We start from the raw sequence: 20,690 nt of genomic DNA, 5'->3' as shown, positions 1-20,690 counted from the left end.
GCTTAGTTTCATAAATCGAGCAAATGGAGCTTATATGGATCGCGTTATCGCCGCTCAGGTCTACAACCGGATATGCGAGCTGGGCAGTTTGAGCGCGGCGGCCCGCGCGTTGGGCATTTCCCGACCGATGGTGAGCCGCTACCTTGAACAAATGGAGAAGTGGGCGGGAACGCGGCTGGTAAACCGCTCCACGCGCAAGCTGACGCTGACCGCGGCAGGGGAAAAGGTGCTGCAAAAAACGCGGACGCTCTCGCAGATTTCGCAGGAAATCGAGGGCCAGTCGGAGAAAGATCTGCCGTCCGGCACGCTGCGGGTGGCCTGCGCCCATTTTACCGCCATGCACCTGATTGCGCCGGTCCTGCCTGAGCTGCTCTCGCGCTACCCGCAGCTGCGCATCGAGCTGGACGTGAATAATCACCCGGTCAGCCTGGTGGGAGAGCGCATTGACGTCGCCGTGCGCATTACCGACAACCCCGAACCCGGCATGATTGCCCGCCGGCTGGGTGAGTGTCGCTCGGTGCTTTGCGCCTCGCCGGCGTATCTGGCACAGCACGGTATCCCCGTCAGCCCTGAAGAATTAGCGCAGCACAACTGTCTGCACTACAGCTTTTTTGCCGGGCAGTCCTGGCACTTTCTGACGCCGGAAGGGGAAAGCCTGAGCGTGGCCGTCAGCGGCAACCTGAGCGCCAGCATCTCTTCGCTGTTGATGGACGCGGCGATTAAGCACTGCGGTATCGCCATGCTGCCGGAGCGCGAAGCGTCTGCCGCGCTTGAACAGGGATTACTGGTGCCGGTGCTGGAGGCGCTTGAACCGAAACCGCTTGCCATCCATGGCATTTATCAGTCCCGGGAATACCAGCCTGCCGCGCTGCGCGTGTTCCTTGACGAACTGTCGCGCTACCTGGCATAAGAAGGGATTACTTCGCCTTTAGCCAGGGAGACGTCGTGCTCCAGAAAATAATATCGGCACCGAGATAACTTTCGCCGAAGCGGACAAATTCCGCTTTGGTGAACGGTTTTCCGGTCTGAGGATCCTTATAGGTCAGGGTCGGCTCCTGAACCGCCATGGCGATGAGCGGCAGCGTCTGTTTATTTTTATGGAAGAAGGGATAGGCATTCTTCATGTGGGCCTTGCGGTTGGGAACAATGTCCGGCCCACCCAGGCCGACGTTGTTGGCGCTGGCATACGCAAACAGACGCCCCATGTAGTTGTGGTCGTTATCCCATTCGCACGGCCAGAAGTTCACGTACTGCACCACGTGTGATTTCTGAAAAGCCTTTCGCGCAAAGGCCAGGTTTTCCATTTCACCCGCGAAATAGCCGTCGCAGGTAAACCCGACGGGCGGATTTTTTTCGTCGAGATCAATGGCGGTTTCGGGCAGGTTTACCCCATACACCTCGCCATCAAAGCGTTTCGCGAGGGCGGCCAGCAGTGCCTGGTAGCGCTGGCGCACGGCGGGATCCCACTGACGCGCCACCCATCCTGAACCGACCGGCTTGCCTTCGCCGGGGTTATCGAACTGCGGCGCAATCCCGCCACCGTATTGTGTGTCGCGCATGAGATAGTCCGGCACGTATCGGGCGTCCGGCTCAAAGAAACGGTCCTGGATTTGAATAAATAGCTTTTTTCCGGCGGCCTTAACGCGCGCCAGATCCTGTTCAATCCGCGAGAAGTCATAGCTGTCCTTCTCGGGTTCCAGCAGGCGCCAGTTGTAAACGATCTGCACGCCGCCGATATCGCTTCGCGCAACAAGCGGGAACGCCGCGTCGAGATCGCCCGAGCTGGTATAGATAAAGTTCTCCGGCGTTTTCGCCAGTGAAGAGAGCGACAGAGCCAGCGTGGTCACGGCAATGGCCATCCTGATTTTTAGCGCCATATCATTATCCTTTTTGTTGGTACAGCAGGTGAAAGTCCTGGAATTGTCTGTGTTCCAGGGTGGGTCAGATGCGTAGTCTATACTTAACCCTTTGTAAGCCAAAAGGAGAGCAAGAATGACTATTCATAAGCACGGTTCGGCACACTGGTCTGGCGACATTAAGCGCGGAAAAGGAACGGTTTCCACCGAGAGCGGCGTTCTCAATCAGCAGCCTTATGGTTTCAATACCCGCTTTGAGGGCGAAAAGGGGACCAACCCCGAAGAGCTGATTGGCGCGGCACATGCGGCCTGCTTCTCAATGGCGCTGTCGCTGATGCTCGGTGAAGCGGGCTATACCGCCGATTCCATTGATACCACCGCGGACGTCGCTCTGGATAAAACCGACGGCGGCTTTGCCATCACTAAGGTTGCCCTGAAAAGCAAGGTGACCGTTCCCGGCATCGCCCCGCAGCAGTTCGACGGCATTATTCAGAAAGCAAAAGCGGGCTGTCCGGTCTCGCAGCTCCTGAAAGCTGAGATTACGCTGGACTATAAGCTCAATTAAGCCCCAGCCGGGTTTGCGCCCGGCTATCCCTTTAGCGCGGCGGGGAACACCTCCGCCAGCCAGGCAATAAACACCTTCAGGCGGTGCGTCAAATGCCGGTTCTGCGGGTAAACCACATGAAACGGATACGCGGCAGGGCGCCAGTCGCCCAGGATCGCCGCCAGCGTGCCCGCCTGTAAATACGACTTTGCCGAATACTCAAAGGTCTGAACGATCCCCAGCCCCGCCGCGGCAGCCGCCAGATGGGCATTACTTTCATTGACCCCGAGATAGTGCGGAATGTTGATTTCCAGCGCCTCGCCGTTCTGCCGGAAGCGAAACGGAAACGGCCGTCCGGTGACGGGCGAGAGATAGCTAATCAGCTTGTGGCCGTTGCGCAGCTCCTGCGGATAGGCCGGGACGCCGTGATTTTTCAGGTAACCCGGCGTCGCGCAGGTGACCATCTCAGCGTTGCCAATATGACGGGCGATGAGGGTTGAGTCGTCCAGCGGCCCGCCGCGGATCACGCAGTCTACGTTACCGCTGATGAGATCGACCGGCCGGTCGGCCACGCCTAGGTCGATGCGGATCTCCGGGTAGCGCCGCATAAAGTCCGGCAGCAGGGGGATGAGCACGTCCCGGGCGGTGGAGCCGCCCACGTCAACCCGCAAATGCCCTTTTGGCGTCGCGCGGGAAACGCGAAACGAGGTGTCGATATCTTCGATATCAATCAGCACCCTGAGCGCTTTTTCATAGTATTCCATCCCTTCAGGCGTCGCGACCACCCGGCGAGTGGTCCGGTGCAGAAGGCGTATCTCAAGGTGCGACTCAAGCGATTTAACCAGCTTGCTCAGCGTGGCGATCGGCATATTCAGCGAGTCCGCCGCGCGGGTAAAACTGCCGGACTCCACGACCCGCGTAAAGGCGCGCATTGCCATGAGCTGGTCCATGATGACCTCGGATTATTTCTGTTTGTGAATAGTCATTTTCATTTTTGCCCGTTTTTCACTAATGCCGCAAGGGCTAAAGTTTGTCCAACGCAAACCCAACAAAAGGTAAATGACATGAACACGACTCTCTCAGGAAAAATTGCACTGGTCAGCGGCGGCAGCACCGGTATTGGTCTTGCCACGGCGCAGGAGCTGGCGGCGCAGGGCGCGAAGGTCTACATCACCGGCCGTCGTCAGGCCGAACTGGACGCCGCGGTAGCAGAGATTGCTTCTGACGCCGTGGGCATTCGCGCGGACGTTTCAAAGCTTGCCGATCTGGATGAGGTTTATGCCCGGATAGCCAAAGATGAAGGCCGTCTTGATATCCTGTTCGCCAATGCCGGTGGCGGCGATATGCTGCCGCTGGGCGCGATCACCGAAGAGCAGTTTGACCGGATTTTTGGCACCAACGTGCGCGGAGTGCTGTTCACGGTGCAGAAGGCGCTGCCGCTGCTGTCCGCCGGATCGTCGATTATTCTGACCGGATCGACGGTGTCCATTAAAGGGACGGCAAACTTCAGCGTCTACAGCGCCAGCAAGGCCGCCGTGCGCAACTTTGCCCGCTCCTGGGCGCTGGATTTGCAGGGCCGCGGGATCCGCGTCAACGTGGTGAGCCCGGGCCCGATCAAAACGCCAGGTCTCGGCGATCTGGTGCCGGAAGAACATCGTCAGGGGCTGTACGACGCGCTGGCCGCGCAGGTACCGCTGGGGCGTTTAGGCGCGCCGGGTGAGGTGGGGAAAGCGGTGGCGTTTCTGGCCTCCGACGCGGCCAGCTTTATTAACGCCACCGAGCTGTTCGTGGACGGCGGGATGGCCCAAATTTAACCCAGACTGCGCCAGCAGCGCACGTTACGGCCCTCGCGTGAGGGCTGTAGCGGCTGCGGCTGTTCACACTCCTGCGCTGCCATCGGACAACGGTCGCGGAAAAAACAGCCTTCGGGCAGATGACGGTTGCCGGGAAGCTCCGTTTTGCGCAACGCCAGATTTTCATCCAGCGGTTCACCGGTGCGGGGAACCGAGTCGAGCAGCAGACGGGTATAGGGATGGCGCGGCTCGCCAAGCACCTGCGCGGCGCTGCCCAGCTCCACTATTTGCCCGAGGTACATCACCGCCACCCGGTCGCTCATGTGTCTGACCACCGAGACGTTATGCGAAATTAACACGTAGGTCAGATTACGCTGCTGCTGCAGGTTCACCAGCAGGTTGAGGATTTGCGCCTGCACGGAGATATCCAGCGCGCTGGTGGGTTCATCAAGCACGATAATATCGGGGTCGGAGGAGAGCGCCCGGGCGATGGCGATGCGCTGGCGCTGCCCGCCGGAGAAGGCGTGCGGAAGCCTGTCGAGATATTCCGGGCGAATGCCCACCTGCAGCGCCAGATCCTCCGCCAGCTGACGGCGCACGCGCTCGCTGCTGCGTTTTTGCACCCATACCGGCTCGGTGATGATGCGCCAGACCGGCAATCGCGGGTCGAGGGAGGAGAGCGGATCCTGAAACACCATCTGCATGCCGCCCGCGTGGTGCGCCCGCTGGCACGCGCCGGTGCTGGGCTTAAGCATGCCCATCAGCAGCTGGGCCAGCGTGCTTTTCCCGCAGCCGGACTCACCGACAATGCCCAGCGTTTCCCCGCGACGGATCTGGAGATCGAGCCCGTTGAGGGCATGGACCTGTTCCGTTACGCGGCCCAGCCAGTTTTTGCGCGCCGCAAAGTTCACGTGCACGCTATCCAGTTCCAGCAGTACATCAGACATGGTGTTTCTCCCGTTGTGGATACCAGCAGGCAGCCTGTTGGCCTTCTGCGCCATTGGGCTGTAAGCGCGGCGTTTCGCTGCATTTCGCCCCAGCGGCAAAGCAGCGCTCGCGGAAGGCGCAACCCTGCGGAAGCTGGCTGAGGTTGGGCACCGTGCCGGGAATGGCGGGAAGCAGGTCGCGCGGCTGGCCGTTTTCCGGGGCGCACCGCAGCAGGCCGATGGAATAGGGATGCACGGGGCGGTGGATCAGCGTTTGCGTGGCACCGCTCTCGATCACGCTGCCCGCATACATCACGTACATTCTGTCGCAAAGCTGCGACACCACGGCCATATCATGGCTGATAAACAACACCGAGGTACCGCTGGCCCGCGCCTTATGCTTCAGCAATCGCAGCACCTGGAGCTGGACGGTAACGTCCAGCGCGGTGGTCGGTTCGTCGGCGATGATCAGCTCCGGCTCGCAGGAGAAGGCAAGGGCGATCATCACCCGCTGACGCATGCCGCCGGAGAGTTCAAACGGATAACGCTCCATGACCTGCTTCGCGTCCGGGATTTGCATCTCTTCCAGCAGGGTAATCGCCTTCTGCTGCGCCTCGCGCCGCGAAAGCGGCTGATGCTGGCGGATCACCTCCACCATCTGTTTGCCAATCCGCCGCGTCGGGTTGAGGGCGGTCATGGGCTCCTGAAAAATCATCGCCACTCGTGCACCGCGCCACTGGCGAAGCTGCTTCTCGGACGCCGTCAGGACGTTTTCACCGAGTAACTTCACCTGACCGTGATGAATGCGGTAGCTCCCTTCCGGCAGCAGCCGCATGGCGAGCATGGCGGTCACGGATTTACCCGACCCCGACTCGCCCACCACGCCGACAATTTCCCCCCTGCCGATCTCCAGCGAGACGTGATTCAGCGCGTGGACCTCACCGCGAAAAACCGGGAAGCTCAGGTGCAGGTCCTCAATACGTAATACCGGTTCGGTCATTACTGTTTTCCTCCCGACTTCGGATCCAGCAGATCGCGGATACCGTCGCCAAACAGGTTAAAGCCCACGGCGGTAATTAAAATCGCCGCACCGGGAAAGGCGCAGTACCACCACTGGTCCAGGACGTAGTTACGGCCCACGGCCACCATCGCGCCCCATTCGGCGGTCGGCTGCTGCGCACCCAGGCCGATAAACCCCAGCGTGGCGGCCATCAGAATGGCGCTGCCAATATCCAGCGAAGCCTGCACAATCAGCGGCGGAAGGGCGTTGCGCAGGATATGCCAGCGGATCAAATGCCAGCGGGACGCGCCGAACGTGCGGGCGGCCTGAACGTAGGTAAACTGGCGCACCACCAGGGTTTGCCCGCGCGCCAGGCGGACGTAAAACGGGATGCGGACAATCGCAATCGCCAGCATGGCGTTGAACAGGCTCGGTCCGAGCGCGGCGGCCAGCGCCATGGTCAGCACCAGGGAAGGAATGGATAGCATGATATCCATCACCCGCATGATGATGGCGTCGCCGCGCCCGCCCAGTACGCCGGAAAAACAGCCCAGCAGTGAGCCAATGCCGCCCGCAATCGCCACCACCGCCAGCCCGGCGGTAATCGACTGCTGGCTGCCCGTCAGCACGCGGCTGAACAGGTCGCGTCCCACCTCGTCGGTACCAAACCAGTGTTGTGCAGACGGCGCCTGCAGGCGGGCGGTCAAATCCAGCGCGTTCGGGTCATGCGGAACGATCCACGGCGAAGCCACCATCAGGAAGAGCATCGCAATCATAATGACGCCGCCAACGATCGTGAGCGGGCTTTGACGCAGCATCCAGAACAGCTTTGCCCAGTTGATGCGTTGTCCGGCGGTTTTAGCCGGGACGGGCGTTTCCTGCGTTAACATCATTCGGCACCTCCGCGCCCGATTCGCGGGTCAATCCACAGGTAAAGCAGATCGACCACCAGATTAACCAGCACGTAGGCCAGCGAAACGACGACGGCAAAGCCCATCACGGCAGGGAAATCGAGCGCCTGAATGGACGTCACCACCCACGCGCCCATGCCCGGCCAGGCAAAGACGGTTTCGGTCAGCACGGCGCCGTAAAGCAGATCGCCCAGCGCCAGCCCGAGCACGGTAATGGACGGGATCATCGCATTCGGCAGGGCGTAGCGCAGGACGATGTACCAGCCGGGCAGGCCGCTGGCGCGCGCGGTGCGGATGTAATCCTCGCTAAGCTGCTCCAGCATCGCCGAACGGACCTGGCGCGCCACGATCCCCAGGTGAACAAACGCCAGCGTCAGCGAGGGTAAAATCAGGTGCTGAAGCGCGTTGAAAAAGACCTCACCGTTGCCCTCCAGCAGCGCGTCCAGCAGATAAAAGCCGGTGACGTGCGTCGGCGGATCGAGCCAGTCGTCCAGCCTGCCGCCGCCCGGCAGGATCTGCAGGTGCCCGTAGAACAGCACGATGACGCCCAGCCCGAGCCAGAAGGCCGGCGTGGAGATCCCGGTCATCGCCATTAAACGCACCAGGTGATCCAGCCAGCGGTTGCGGTACACCGCCGACAAAATCCCCAGCGGCACGCCGATGACCAGCGCCAGCAGCAGAGAACAAAAGGCCAGCTCCAGCGTGGCGGGGAAAAAGGCCTTCAGGTCTTCCGCGACCGGGCGTCCGGTACGGATGGACGTGCCTAAATCACCGTGGGCCAGAGCGTCCACGTAGCGGCCAAACTGCACATACAGGGGCTGGTCCAGCCCTAACTGCTGGCGGATGTTCTGCACGATTTCGTCGCTGGCGCGGTCGCCGGCCAGCAGACGGGCCGGATCGCCGGGGATCAGGTGTGAAATAATAAAGGTGATAATACAGACACCGGCCACCACCAGGATTAACCCCCAGCAGCGCTGGCGCACTATGCTCCAGAACGTCATACGCTTTCCCCCGGCGAGAACCGTTATTTGCTCATGGTGGCGATGTTGAACACCTGCTCGAGCATCGGATTAAAGGTGAAGCCTTTGACCTCTTTGTTCATCGCCAGCTGGTAGTTTTTCTGGAACAGATAAACGTAGGCCGCCTCGTCGATAACCACCTTCTGCGCCTGCTGGTAATCTTTGGTGCGTTCCGCCTGGTCGGTGGTTTTCAGCGCGGCCTGCAGCAGCGAATCAACCTCTTTGTTCTCATAGAACGAGCGGTTGCCCGGCAGCCCTTTTTTGTCCGATTCGAACCAGTAGTTCATGAACATGTACGGGTCGGCAAAATCCGGGCTCCAGTTGCCGATGGCAATGTCGTAATCGCCTTTTCCGACGCGGTCGCGCATGGTGGCGTTGGCCAGTTTTTCCAGCTTGACGCTAATGCCGATCTTGCCGAGGCTGGCCTGAGTGGAGAGGGCGATAGGCTCCCAGTTCGGATCGTTGTCCGAATAGAGGAAGGTCAGGCTGGCGGGTTTGTCTTTGACCTTCTCCAGCGCGGCTTTAGCTTTGGCCTCGTCAAAGCTGTACTGCATTGCCGTGGCATCAAAGCCCCACATGCCTTCCGGGATCGGGCCGCGCATCTGCTTGCCGTTGCCGCTCAGAATACCTTTCACCATCCCCTGGTAATCCGTAGCCCAGGAGATGGCCCGGCGTAAATCCACCTGATTGAGCGGCGCTTTGCTGTTGTTGAGATAGAGGTAAGTCACGCGCAGGGACGGGTATTCCGCGACGGCGACTTTACCTTCCTGCTTCAGGGCCGCAAGCTGATCGACCGGCAGGGAGTCGGCAATGTCCAGATCGCCGCGGGAAAGCTGCAGTCGGCGCGAGGCGCTCTCACCGATAATTTTCACCGATACGCGCTTAAAGTGCGGCTTTTCACCCTGCCAGTGGGGGTTAGGCACCAGGATCAGCTGCTGGCCTTTCTGCCAGCTTTTCAGCATAAACGGCCCGGAACCGGCGGTGTTTTGCGCCAGAAAACCGCGAGCATCGTCTGCCGCGTTGGCCTTCAGCACCGCCGGGTTAATGATGGACGCCCCGTCGTTTGCCAGCGTGTAGAGGAACGGTGCGAAAGGCTGGCTGAGGGTGAACTTCACCGTATGGTCATCGACGGCATCAATTTTCAGGTCTTTCGGGAAGGCTTCAGACGGCCCCTGGCCGAGCTTCAGCAGGCGCTGAAAGGAGAGCTTTACCGCCTCGGCGGTGACCGGCGTGCCGTCGGAAAATTTCGCGTTATCCGCCAGGGTAAAGGTCCACTCTTTCTGGTCTTCAGACGCCTTCCAGCCCGTCGACAGATCGCCTTCCACCTCGGTAGAGCCTGGCTTGTACTTGACCAGACGCTGGTAGGACGGATAGGTGACGGTCCAGTCGTTGTTATCAATGGTGATGGCAGGATCGAGCGTTTGCGGGTCGGCGGCTTTACCGATCGCCAGCATATCTTTCGGGACGGCAGCCAGCGCCAGCGGTGCGATCAGGGTCAGCGTGGCGGCGATCAGCGTCGAGAGAAGCGATGTTTTCATGGCAGTGCTCCAGGTTTAGAGAGAAGTGTGCGTCAGGGGAAAACAGGCAAAACGGTCGTCAAGCAGCGGGTAGCTGGCGGCGTTCGGCAGTTCGAAGTGCCACCATTCGCTGCTGATACCCACAAAACCACCGCCGAACATGATGGCGTTCAACAGCAGACGGTTGCGCTGGGCGTGCGGCGGCACGGAGGGGTGATACGGATGCGAGCGGTCGTGCATTTCGTCAAAACCGGCCCCCATATCCAGCACGGCGTTATGTTCATCCATCAGGGTGACGTCGATGGCCGTACCGCGGCTGTGATTGGAGCCAATCGCGACGTCGACCACGTATTCCGGGTTCGGGCAGGCATCCCACAGCTGAGCCTGCGCCTGCTGCGGCCGATAGGCGTCGTACACCACCAGCTTCAGCCCGGCCAGCGAGGCAATGCTGATGGCTTTTGCCAGCGCGGTGGCCGCGTCGGTATGCAGCAGGCACAGCGCCTCCTGATAGATCGGGCGGCCGGTGATGTTGTCGGCGGTGGCGTACTTCAGATCGATATGCAGCGTGGGAAACGTCTTCGCCACATCAATCAGTTCACTCTCTTCGGGCATAGCTCCGCTCCTTTAGCGTTCGAATTGACCAAACTCTTGTTGTAATTGCCGGTTTACCGCCAGACGCGCCGGGAGCGTCTCACCCAGCGCCTCCACCACGCCCGACAGCAGCAGGTTGAACAGACAGCTCACGGGGGCAAGTGAATCCCAGAAGTGACCGGTATCGGTTTTCACCTGCAGTAAATCCATCGGGTAATCCCGCGCCCACGGGCACCAGATATCGGTGATTAAGGCCAGCGGAATGCCTTTCTCGCTGGCGACGCGGCAGTACTGGCGGGCCATCGCGGAGTAGGTGCGCGTATCGGTCAGCACGACGTACGGATGCGAAAAGCCCGAGTTAAGAGATTCCACCCAGCTGCCGGAAGCGCCTTCCGAATAGCTCACGCGCGGGCGGAGGTACTCGAGGTGGCTGAAGAAGGCGTTGGCAATCCCGCGCGTGGACTGGATCCCCAGCACAAACACCGCGTCGGCGTGGGCGAGGTTGTGTACCACCTGACGGAAGGCGTCCGTTTGCGCCAGCTGGTACACCTGCGTGATGGCATCCACTTCCAGCGACAGGGCGTGCTGAAGGCGGCTGGAAAGGGGGCGCTGCTGCTGCCAGGAGTCCAGCCGCTCGTTCATACCCCAGGGCTGATACGGATCGCGCAGGCTCTTTTTGGCATCTTCCAGGTTGCGATACCCCAGCTTGCGCAGGAAGCGTCCGACGGTAATTCCGCTGGTCCCGCTCGCCTGACCGATGCTCTCCGCCGTTTCAAACGGGATTTGCGCAGCGTGCGCCAGCAGCCAGCTTCCGACCCGCTTTTCGCTGGGCGTGAGCTGGCTGAACGTCGCTTCGATACGGCTCAACATCTCAGGTTTCGTCGTCATACCGCCTCGCTGTTAACAGGCTGTCAATGGCCGATTTCTTGTTACCTTGTTAACAATGCATGACGCGTGCCATGTTCACAGGGCGGGTGAAACCCGCTGTGCAGTAAACTTCATGCAATATTTGTTTAACCAATGATCAACATTTGTGCAGCGTAGTTCACTTTTGGTGCACTGTCTGACGCGGCAGGTATGAATTTGGTGAATACGTCAGTCCGTTCACATTTTTGATAAGATAGATGTACTTTGAATATAAAAGGGATCCCGGCATGGCAAATCTGCCCTGGCGAGTCAGCGTGCGCCTGATGGCGCTTGCAAAGAAAATAGGGATGGTCGTAGGGATCGTGCTGGTCGTCCTGCTGGCGGTGCGGGTCTATCTCTCGCAGAAGGGACCGGAACTGCACCTGTGGCATACCTGGCGGGCCGATGAGATGTCCGTGCGCGAGATGGATAACGCCGATTTTGCCCGGTATATCGCCCGGGAAAACGCCATTTTCGCCGATCTTGATAATACGGTGACGGCGAAAACAGAGGGCGAGGAACGCACGCCGTTAAACCGCTATTATCGCCAGAGCCTGGTATGGCCGGGACAGTTTACGCCCGATGCCAACCGCTCCTTTGTGCTGATGCCTGCCGGAAAGCCGCGCGGCGCGGTAGTGCTGCTGCACGGTCTGACGGACTCGCCTTACAGCGTCCGGCGGCTTGCCGTGAACTATCAACAGCACGGCTTTGTGGCCGTGGTCCCGCGCCTGCCCGGGCACGGCACCGCGCCCGGCGCGCTGACGGACGTCGACTGGGAGATGTGGCTCGCGGCGACGCGTCTTGCGGTGCGGGAAGCCACGCGTCTGGCGGGCGAGGCTGCGCCTCTGCATCTGGTGGGCTACTCCAACGGCGGGGCGCTGGCGATGAAATACGCCCTCGATGCGCTGGACGCGCCTGCGCTGCGTAAACCGCAGCAGGTGATACTGCTCTCACCGATGATCGGCGTGACGGCCTTTGCGCGCTTTGCCGGTTTCGCCGGGTTACCGGCGCTGCTGCCGGCGTTTGCCAAAGCGGCGTGGCTGAATATCTCTCCGGAATATAACCCGTACAAATATAACTCGTTCCCGGTGAACGCCGCCCGCCAGTCATGGCTTTTGACGAAGGCCCTGCAGGAGCAAATCGGCCGCGAGGCGCGGGAGAACAGGCTGGCGAATTTGCCGCCGATCCTGGCGTTCCAGTCGGTCATGGATTCCACGGTCAGCACCCGCGCGGTGGTGACCGGCCTATTTGACCAGCTTCCGGCAAACGGCAGCGAGCTGGTGGTGTTTGACATCAATCAGGCAGCCAGCTTCCGTCCGCTGTTCAAACCGTCGTCGTGGACGGCAACCTCGGCGCTGCTGCCGGTTGCGCAGAGGCGTTACGGTGTCACCATTATTACCAATGCGGACGCACACAGCTTCTCGACGGTGGCGAAAATCACTCCGGCAGGCAGCACCCGGGAGACGGTCGTGCCGCTTGCGCAGTCCTGGCCGCAGGATGTCTATTCCCTGTCGCACGTTGCGGTGCCGTTCCCGCCGGATGACGATCTCTATGGCCGTGAGCCTCGGGTGAAAAACCGCTACGGTATCAGCCTGGGGACGATTGCGCTCTGGGGCGAAACGTCCGTGTTGAGCGTCGGAAAAGAGGCGCTGATGCGGGTCACCTCGAACCCGTTTTACGACTACATGCAGGGGCGGATAGACAGCCGAATTGGCAGCGGGGAAAAGTAACGTTCCCCTGCGGTGTGAATATGTTAGGTCGCATTGATTAAGTATGTTAAATAGTAGCTTCAAGGCACCTCTCTTTCTCATCGGAACCCATTTTTGTGCTGACGACTCTGATTTACCGAAGCCAGTTGAATTTATCCCGCCCCTCCACCGAGCTGCGGGAACTGGTGGAGCGCGCCCGGATCCGCAATGCCAGTCTGAATATCACCGGGGTTCTGCTCGCAAAAGGCAGCGACGTGCTGCAAATACTCGAAGGGTCGGAAGAGAGCGTGCTTAAGCTGTTCCATAAAATCCGTGACGACAAGCGGCACAGTGGAGTGGTAGAGCTGATGCGGGACTATGGCCCGCGCAGGCGCTTCGAAAACGTCGGTATGCTGCTGTTCGATCTGCAGACGCAGTCACCGAAAGAGGTGCTGCAGTCGGTTCTGAATTACAGCAAGCTGGACAGCTATCTCACATCCGATGACCGGGTGTTCAAATTTATCCAGACGTTTATCACGGGTAAACGTCCGGCCCTGTCGGGCGCACGCTACGTACCTGAAAAATGGACGCTTTCACCCGAGGTGTTGCCCTTTGGCGAACACCTGGGGCTGATGGCCAACCAAACCTGTCAGTTTGCGCTCCAGCCCATTGTTGAGCCCTCGGAAGGGAAGATCAGTTCGCTTGAAGCCCTTATTCGCGGCAACGACGGCGGCAGCCCGGAGCATTTCTTCAGCGCCCTCGACCCGGACAAAATCTACGAAGTCGATCTCCAGACGAAAGCGTATGCCTTTGCTCTCGCGGAAAAGCTGGGCATTGGCAGCCATAAGATTGCGGTAAACCTGCTGCCGATGTCGCTGGTGAATGTCCCCAACGCCGTGGAATTTCTGGTCAGCGAGATAAAAAAACATGGCCTTCAGCCGGAGCAGGTAGTCATTGAAGTGACGGAAAACGAGATGATCTCCGGCTTCAACCAGTTCAATAGCGCCATCAAGCAGCTTCGCGGTGAGGGGATTGGCCTGGCGATCGATGATTTCGGTTCCGGCTATGCCGGTCTTTCGCTGCTGACCCGCTTTCAGCCGGACAAAATTAAGATCGACCGGGAGATAGTTAGCGATATCCACCTCAGCGGCCCGAAGCAGGCGATTGTGCGCTCCATCGTCAGCTGTTGCTCCGATCTGGAAATTACCCTGGTGGCCGAAGGGATCGAGAAGATAGAGGAGTGGTGCTGGCTCGAGTCTGCCGGGATCCGGCGTTTCCAGGGCTTTCTGTTTGCCCGCCCGCAGCTTAATGGCGTCGGTGATATTCACTGGCCGCATCTGGTGCGTTAGCCAATTTTCCTCCCGCGTTATTTCCCCTTCGTCCTGCCTGTGCTTAAATAGCTAAAACGGTTTAACATGGTTTAGCTAAGAGGATCACATGAAAAAAATCTGGGTACTTGGCGATGCGGTGGTGGATTTGCTGCCCGATGGAGAAGGCAGATTGCTGCAGTGTCCCGGCGGCGCACCGGCAAACGTTGCGGTCGGTATTGCCCGGCTGGGCGGCCAGAGCGCCTTTATCGGCAGGGTTGGCGACGATCCCTTCGGGCGCTTTATGGCGAAAACTCTCGCTGACGAAAAGGTTGACGTGAAGTCTATGCGCCTTGACCCGGCGCACCGCACCTCAACGGTGGTGGTCGATCTGGATGACCAGGGCGAACGCTCGTTTACCTTTATGGTGCGCCCGAGCGCCGATTTGTTTCTCGAATCCGCCGATCTGCCGACATTCAGCGCGGGGGAATGGCTACACATCTGTTCCATCGCATTAAGCGCAGAGCCGAGCCGTTCTGCGACGTTTGAGGCGATGGCCGCCATTCGCGAGGCGGGCGGTTACGTCAGCTTCGACCCCAATATTCGCCCGGATCTCTGGCCGGATGAGAACGCGCTGCGTCGCTGCCTGGAACAGGCCCTGCAGAGCGCCGACGTGGTGAAACTCTCCGTCGAAGAGCTGGCGTTTTTAACCGGAAATGTCGAGGTAAACGTCGGTCTGGACGCGCTGATGGCGCGCTGTCCGGCACGTCTGGTGCTGGTCACCCAGGGAAAAGAGGGGGTGATCGCCTGGCATGATGGCACCGTAAAACACTATCCTGCAACGCCCGTCGAGTGTGTCGATACCACCGGCGCGGGCGATGCCTTCGTGGCGGGGCTGCTCTACGGGCTGGCCGCCGGGCAGGACCTGACGCCGGTCATCGCCTTAGCCCAGCGCTGCGGCGCATTAGCCACCACGGCCAAAGGGGCAATGACCGCATTGCCGTGGCAGCACGATCTGTAATTCCTTCCTTCACTGGCCGCCATCCGGCGGCCTGAATTGTTGCCTCGATCACACTTACTAAAACGGTTTAGCAAAAAAGATTGCCGATCCAAAATTCAGAGGTTTAGTATCAGCAACCTAAACCGGTTTAGCAATTTAGCACGTTTAATGACTTCTTTTAGGGATGCGACAAAATGTATAAAAAACGCAGACTTGCCGTGATGATAGGCATGCTGGCCGGAAGTACCTCTGTTTTTGCCCAGACGGATATGACAAGTATCGAAGCGCGTCTTGCCGCGATGGAGCAGCGCCTCCAGGCGGCGGAAACGCGTGCGCAGGTGGCTGAGAAACGCGCCACGGATGCGGAACAAAAAACGCAGCAGCTGGTGGCCGCGCAGCAGCAGACGCAAACGACAGCCCAGGCGGTGGCGCAGCGCACCACAGCGCTGGAGAAGAAGGCGGATCAAAGCAGCGGGTTTGAGTTCCACGGCTACGCCCGTTCGGGCCTTCTGATGAACGATGCGGCCTCCAGCAGCAAAAGCGGTCCTTATCTGACCCCGGCCGGAGAAACCGGCGGCGCGGTAGGGCGTCTGGGTAACGAAGCCGACACCTACGTCGAGCTGAACCTGGAGCACAAGCAAACTCTGGATAACGGGGCGACTACGCGCTTTAAAGCGATGCTGGCCGACGGGCAGAGAACCTATAACGACTGGTCAGCCGATACCAGCGATCTCAATATTCGCCAGGCCTTCGCGGAGCTGGGCAACCTGCCTGATTTTACCGGCGCGCTGAAGGGCAGCACCTTCTGGGCGGGTAAACGCTTCGACCGCGACAACTTTGATATTCACTGGCTGGACTCCGACGTGGTGTTCCTGGCCGGTACCGGCGGCGGCGTCTACGACGTGAAATGGAACGAGTCGCTGCGCAGCAACTTCTCCATCTACGGCCGCAACTTCGGCAGCGTGGAGCAGACCGACAATAACGTTCAGAACTATATCCTCAGCATGAACCACTTCGCCGGACCGTTCCAGCTGATGGTGAGCGGCCTGCGGGCGAAGGATAACGACGACCGTAAAGACACCAACGGCGATCTCATCAAAACCGACGCCGCCAATACCGGCGTTCATGCACTGGTCGGGTTGCACAACGAGAGCTTCTACGGCCTGCGGGAAGGGACAGCCAAAACGGCGCTGCTGTACGGTCACGGGCTGGGTGCGGAAGTGAAAAGCATCGGTTCCGACGGCGCGCTGCTGTCTGAGGCGGATACCTGGCGCTTCGCAAGTTACGGTGTCACGCCAGTCGGCGGCGGCTGGAGCGTTGCGCCCGCCGTACTGGCGCAGAGCAGTAAAGATCGCTACGTCAGGGGCGATAGCTATGAGTGGGTGACGCTTAACACCCGCCTGATTAAAGAAGTGACGCAGAACTTCGCCCTGGCGTTTGAGGGAAGCTATCAGTACATGGATTTAAATCCGGAAGGCTATAAGGACCGCAACGCCGTCAACGGCAGTTTCTACAAGCTGACCTTTGCGCCGACGTTAAAAGCGAGCAAAATCGGCGATTTCTTCAGCCGTCCGGAGCTGCGCCTGTTTGCCACCTGGATGGACTGGAGCAGCAAACTGGATCATTACGCCAGCGATGATGCCTTTGGCAGCAGCGGCTTCAACGCCGGCGGGGAATGGAACTTTGGGGTCCAGATGGAAACCTGGTTTTAACCCATCACGCTCCCGCCCGGCGGGAGCGTTTCGCACATCATAAAAAGAAGTCAGGCAGAGGTATCTATGGATTTTAATCAAATCGCCCGCGAGCTTATTCCGCTGCTCGGTGGCAAGGAAAATATCGCCAGCGCGGCGCACTGCGCAACGCGTCTTCGTCTGGTGCTGGTTGATGACGCGCTTGCCGATCAGCAGGCGATCGGCAAGGTCGACGGCGTAAAAGGCTGTTTTCGTAACGCCGGACAGATGCAGGTGATTTTTGGCACGGGCGTGGTCAACAAGGTCTACGCCGCGTTTATTCAGGCGGCGGGGATTAGCGAATCCAGCAAGTCTGAGGCCGCGGACCTGGCGGCGCGCAAGCTGAACCCGTTCCAGCGCATTGCCCGTCTGCTCTCAAATATCTTTGTGCCGATCATTCCCGCGATTGTGGCATCCGGCCTGCTGATGGGCCTGCTCGGCATGGTGAAAACCTACGGCTGGGTCAATGCGGATAACGCCATCTACATCATGCTGGACATGTGCAGCTCCGCGGCGTTTATCATTCTGCCTATTCTGATCGGCTTTACCGCCGCGCGGGAATTTGGCGGTAACCCGTATCTCGGCGCGACGCTGGGCGGCATTCTGACCCACCCGGCGCTGACCAACGCCTGGGGCGTGGCGTCCGGCTTCCACACCATGAACTTCTTCGGCCTTGAGATTGCGATGATTGGCTATCAGGGCACGGTGTTCCCGGTGCTGCTGGCCGTCTGGTTTATGAGCATCGTGGAGAAAAACCTGCGCCGCGCTATCCCGGACGCGTTAGACCTGATCCTGACGCCGTTCCTCACCGTCGTTATCTCCGGCTTTATCGCCTTGCTGATTATCGGCCCGGCGGGGCGCGCGCTGGGCGACGGCATCTCCTTTATCCTGAGCACGTTAATTGAACACGCGGGCTGGCTGGCCGGGCTGCTGTTCGGCGGGCTTTACTCGGTGATTGTGATCACCGGTATTCACCACAGCTTCCACGCGATCGAAGCCGGGCTGCTGGGCAACCCGTCGATTGGCGTGAACTTCCTGCTGCCGATCTGGGCCATGGCGAACGTGGCGCAGGGCGGCGCCTGTCTGGCGGTGTGGTTCAAAACCAAAGATGCCAAAATCAAAGCCATTACCTTACCGTCGGCGTTCTCTGCGATGCTGGGCATCACCGAAGCGGCCATTTTTGGTATCAACCTGCGCTTTGTTAAGCCGTTTATCGCCGCGCTGATTGGCGGCGCTGTGGGCGGGGCCTGGGTGGTCTCAGTCCATGTGTACATGACCGCCGTTGGTTTGACCGCTATTCCGGGCATGGCCATCGTGCAGGCCAGCTCGCTGCTCAACTATATTATCGGTATGGTGATTGCCTTCGGCGTGGCGTTTACCGTCTCACTGCTGCTGAAATATAAAACGGACTCTGAATAATGACGTTACCTTCCCGCTGGCCTGCGATCCTGCAGGCCGTTATGAAAGGTCAGCCGCGGGCGCTTGCGGATAGCCACTATCCGCAGTGGCACCCCGCGCCGGTGACGGGGCTGATGAACGATCCCAACGGGTTTATCTGGTTTGCCGGCCGCTACCACCTGTTCTATCAGTGGAACCCGCTGGACTGCGAGCATCGGTTTAAATGCTGGGGGCACTGGAGCTCTGCGGACCTGGTGCACTGGCAGCATGAGCCGCTGGCGCTGATGCCGGATGAAGAGTATGACCGCAACGGCTGCTACTCCGGTAGCGCCGTGGATAACGATGGCGTTTTAACACTGTGCTATACCGGCAACGTCAAGTTCGATGACGGCAGCCGCACCGCCTGGCAGTGCCTCGCAGTGGAACAGCCGGACGGGACCTTTACGAAGCTGGGGCCGGTGCTGGCGCTGCCGGAAGGCTATACCGGCCACGTGCGCGACCCGAAGGTGTGGCAGCACGACGGGATGTGGTACATGGTGCTCGGCGCGCAGGATCTGCAAAAGCGCGGCAAGGTGCTGCTGTTTAAGTCAGCCGATTTGCACGCCTGGGCGTCCTGCGGTGAGATCGCCGGTCACGGGGTTAACGGCCTGACGGACGCGGGTTATATGTGGGAGTGTCCGGACCTGTTTGCCCTCGACGGAACGCACATCTTAATCAGCTGTCCGCAGGGGCTGGCGCGCGAGCCGCATCGCTATCTCAACACCTATCCGGCGACCTGGATGAGCGGGGCGTTTGACTATGCAAACGCCGCGTTCGATCACGGCGACCTGCACGAGCTGGACGCGGGCTTTGAGTTTTACGCTCCGCAAACGACGCTGGCGGAAGACGGCCGACGCATTCTGATCGGCTGGATGGGCGTACCGGACGGGGAAGAGATGCTTCAGCCAACCCGGGCGCACGGCTGGATGCATCAGATGACCTGCCCGCGCGAATTACGCTATCGCGACGGCAGGCTCTGGCAGACCCCGGCGCGCGAGCTGGCGGCGCTGCGTGAAGATGAGCAGCGCTGGCAGGGGCGCGCCAGCGAGGCGCCGGACCTGGACGCGACGCGCCTGGAGTTTGAGCTGGGCGCATCGCAGGTGAATGTCGATTTTGGCGGCGCGCTGCGTCTTACGGTCGATGAGCAGGGCATACGTCTTGAACGCGCGAGCCTGAAAACCGGTGAAACGCTGACCCGCTACTGGCAGGGCGACGTCACTCATTTACGCGTTCTCTGCGACCGCTCCAGCGTTGAAATCTTCATCAATCACGGTGAAGGGGTGATGAGCAGCCGCTATTTTCCTGACCATCCGGCCCGGGTGCGATTCGAAGGTGCGTCCGATATCACATTACGCTACTGGTCGCTGCGCGCCTGCATGATAGAATGAGGGTTTTGGCAGCCGGATCTAAGTCGTTGTGAGAAAAACAAAACGCGTCACCATTAAAGACATCGCGGAGCTGGCGGGTGTGTCAAAAGCCACCGCCAGCCTGGTCCTGAACGGGCGCAGCAAAGAGCTTCGCGTGGCGGAAGAGACGCGCGAGCGCGTGCTGGCGATTGCAAAAGAGCACCACTATCAGCCCAGCATTCACGCCCGGTCGCTGCGCGATAACCGCAGCCACACCATTGGTCTGGTGGTTCCGGAGATCACAAACTACGGTTTTGCCGTGTTTTCTCACGAGCTGGAAACGCTATGCCGCGAGGCGGGCGTTCAGCTGCTGATCTCCTGCAGCGATGAAAACCCGGGCCAGGAGACGGTGGTGGTGAACAACATGGTGGCGCGTCAGGTTGACGGGCTGATTGTGGCCTCCAGCATGCTTAACGATGCGGACTACCACAAGCTGAGCGAACAGCTGCCCGTTGTCCTGTTTGACCGCCACATCAACGACAGCGCGCTGCCGCTGGTGATCACCGATTCCATTACCCCGACGGCGGAACTGGTGGCCGACATTGCGCGCCAGCATCCTGATGAATTCTACTTCCTCGGCGGCCAGCCGCGCCTTTCTCCGACGCGCGACCGCCTGGAAGGGTTTAAGCAAGGTCTGCGAGAGGCCGGCGTGGAGCTGCGCCCCGAGTGGATCATTCACGGCAACTATCACCCGAGCTCCGGTTACGAGATGTTTGCTGAACTCTGCGCCCGTCTGGGGCGTCCGCCGAAAGCGCTGTTCGCCGCCGCCTGCGGGCTGCTGGAAGGGGTGCTGCGCTATATGGGCCAGCACAACCTGTTGCAAAGTGATATCAGGTTAGCCAGTTTTGACGATCATTATCTCTACGATTCGCTGACGATCCCGGTGGATACCATTCGTCAGGATAACCGCCAGCTGGCGTGGCACTGCTTTGATTTGATTAGCAAATTGATCGAAGGGGAGACGCCGCAGCCGTTGCAGCGCAAGCTCAATGCCACCCTGCAGCGACGCTATAAGCCAGCGAAATAGCCCGGTTCGATACTTCAATAACTTTAATTAAT

19 protein-coding genes are annotated in these 20,690 nt (G+C 59.8%); 10 read left to right on the top strand and 9 right to left on the bottom strand.

All coding sequences use genetic code 11. From position 1 onward, the window contains the following. The first annotated feature begins 34 nt into the window (after positions 1-34). The gene (locus HB664_RS14315) at positions 35-910 is read left to right on the top strand and encodes a LysR family transcriptional regulator (RefSeq protein WP_063409232.1); all 876 of its coding nucleotides are present in this window, start codon (positions 35-37) and stop codon (positions 908-910) included. Positions 911-917: 7 nt separating this feature from the next. Here HB664_RS14315 and HB664_RS14310 read toward each other — a convergent pair whose 3' ends face one another. Then, entirely contained in the window at positions 918-1,877 is a 960-nt protein-coding gene (locus tag HB664_RS14310; protein WP_219939677.1) for a hypothetical protein, read from the bottom strand. Between the two features lie 115 nt (positions 1,878-1,992). Here HB664_RS14310 and HB664_RS14305 point away from each other — a divergent pair, with 115 nt between their 5' ends. Continuing rightward, positions 1,993-2,421, top strand: a complete 429-nt coding sequence (locus HB664_RS14305) for an OsmC family protein (protein WP_219939676.1) — start codon at positions 1,993-1,995, stop codon at positions 2,419-2,421. 23 nt (positions 2,422-2,444) lie between these two features. On the opposite strand, the gene HB664_RS14300 is transcribed toward HB664_RS14305, so the two are convergent. After that, complete coding sequence (locus HB664_RS14300) at positions 2,445-3,350, bottom strand: LysR family transcriptional regulator (RefSeq protein WP_210867168.1); 906 nt, start codon at positions 3,348-3,350, stop codon at positions 2,445-2,447. A 114-nt stretch (positions 3,351-3,464) separates the two neighbouring features. Here HB664_RS14300 and HB664_RS14295 point away from each other — a divergent pair, with 114 nt between their 5' ends. Continuing rightward, the gene (locus HB664_RS14295; protein ID WP_219939675.1) at positions 3,465-4,214 is read left to right on the top strand and encodes an SDR family NAD(P)-dependent oxidoreductase; all 750 of its coding nucleotides are present in this window, start codon (positions 3,465-3,467) and stop codon (positions 4,212-4,214) included. On the opposite strand, the gene HB664_RS14290 is transcribed toward HB664_RS14295, so the two are convergent. Genes HB664_RS14290 through HB664_RS14260 form a run of 7 tightly spaced genes read right to left on the bottom strand, consistent with a single transcriptional unit; the run spans position 4,211 to position 11,045 of the window. Continuing rightward, a complete protein-coding gene (locus HB664_RS14290; protein WP_219939674.1) occupies positions 4,211-5,140 on the bottom strand; it encodes an ABC transporter ATP-binding protein in 930 nt (309 codons plus the stop codon). The two genes, HB664_RS14295 and HB664_RS14290, sit on opposite strands and share 4 nt — an antisense overlap. Beyond that, on the bottom strand, positions 5,133-6,119 hold the full coding sequence (locus tag HB664_RS14285) for an ABC transporter ATP-binding protein (protein WP_096151085.1): 987 nt from the start codon (positions 6,117-6,119) through the stop codon (positions 5,133-5,135). The genes HB664_RS14290 and HB664_RS14285 overlap by 8 nt, the downstream gene beginning before the upstream one ends. Further along, positions 6,119-7,012: a D,D-dipeptide ABC transporter permease gene (gene ddpC, locus HB664_RS14280; protein ID WP_029740902.1), complete on the bottom strand. Its 894-nt coding sequence runs from the start codon at positions 7,010-7,012 to the stop codon at positions 6,119-6,121. Before ddpC ends, HB664_RS14285 begins: the two co-directional genes overlap by 1 nt. Next, complete coding sequence (locus tag HB664_RS14275) at positions 7,009-8,031, bottom strand: ABC transporter permease (protein ID WP_033145620.1); 1,023 nt, start codon at positions 8,029-8,031, stop codon at positions 7,009-7,011. Before HB664_RS14275 ends, ddpC begins: the two co-directional genes overlap by 4 nt. A gap of 23 nt (positions 8,032-8,054) precedes the next feature. Beyond that, complete coding sequence (locus HB664_RS14270; RefSeq protein WP_219939673.1) at positions 8,055-9,587, bottom strand: ABC transporter substrate-binding protein; 1,533 nt, start codon at positions 9,585-9,587, stop codon at positions 8,055-8,057. A 15-nt stretch (positions 9,588-9,602) separates the two neighbouring features. After that, on the bottom strand, positions 9,603-10,178 hold the full coding sequence (gene ddpX, locus HB664_RS14265; protein ID WP_023311885.1) for a D-alanyl-D-alanine dipeptidase: 576 nt from the start codon (positions 10,176-10,178) through the stop codon (positions 9,603-9,605). Positions 10,179-10,190: 12 nt separating this feature from the next. Next, entirely contained in the window at positions 10,191-11,045 is an 855-nt protein-coding gene (locus tag HB664_RS14260; protein ID WP_196354343.1) for a MurR/RpiR family transcriptional regulator, read from the bottom strand. Positions 11,046-11,311: 266 nt separating this feature from the next. On the opposite strand from HB664_RS14260, the gene HB664_RS14255 reads away from it, so the two are divergent. The 7 genes from HB664_RS14255 (at position 11,312) to HB664_RS14225 (ending at position 20,658) form a co-directional block, all read left to right on the top strand. Continuing rightward, entirely contained in the window at positions 11,312-12,793 is a 1,482-nt protein-coding gene (locus HB664_RS14255) for a carboxylesterase (protein WP_219939672.1), read from the top strand. A 95-nt stretch (positions 12,794-12,888) separates the two neighbouring features. Continuing rightward, the gene (locus HB664_RS14250; protein ID WP_219939671.1) at positions 12,889-14,100 is read left to right on the top strand and encodes a diguanylate phosphodiesterase; all 1,212 of its coding nucleotides are present in this window, start codon (positions 12,889-12,891) and stop codon (positions 14,098-14,100) included. An 88-nt stretch (positions 14,101-14,188) separates the two neighbouring features. Next, positions 14,189-15,079 carry an aminoimidazole riboside kinase gene (locus HB664_RS14245; RefSeq protein ID WP_219939670.1) on the top strand — a complete coding sequence of 297 codons (891 nt, stop codon included), beginning with the start codon at positions 14,189-14,191 and terminating at the stop codon, positions 15,077-15,079. Positions 15,080-15,252: 173 nt separating this feature from the next. Continuing rightward, complete coding sequence (locus tag HB664_RS14240; RefSeq protein ID WP_219939669.1) at positions 15,253-16,770, top strand: carbohydrate porin; 1,518 nt, start codon at positions 15,253-15,255, stop codon at positions 16,768-16,770. Positions 16,771-16,836: 66 nt separating this feature from the next. Further along, the gene (locus tag HB664_RS14235) at positions 16,837-18,207 is read left to right on the top strand and encodes a sucrose-specific PTS transporter subunit IIBC (protein ID WP_048974816.1); all 1,371 of its coding nucleotides are present in this window, start codon (positions 16,837-16,839) and stop codon (positions 18,205-18,207) included. After that, positions 18,207-19,613, top strand: a complete 1,407-nt coding sequence (locus HB664_RS14230; RefSeq protein WP_094935021.1) for a sucrose-6-phosphate hydrolase — start codon at positions 18,207-18,209, stop codon at positions 19,611-19,613. The genes HB664_RS14235 and HB664_RS14230 overlap by 1 nt, the downstream gene beginning before the upstream one ends. A 28-nt stretch (positions 19,614-19,641) precedes the next feature. Next, positions 19,642-20,658, top strand: coding sequence for a LacI family DNA-binding transcriptional regulator (locus HB664_RS14225; protein WP_047174371.1), 1,017 nt, complete (start codon positions 19,642-19,644; stop codon positions 20,656-20,658). Positions 20,659-20,690 lie beyond the last annotated feature (32 nt).

Source organism: Enterobacter sp. DNB-S2 (assembly GCF_019443845.1).
GTDB lineage: Bacteria > Pseudomonadota > Gammaproteobacteria > Enterobacterales > Enterobacteriaceae > Enterobacter > Enterobacter asburiae_B.
This window is presented reverse-complemented; position numbering and strand designations above follow the sequence as displayed.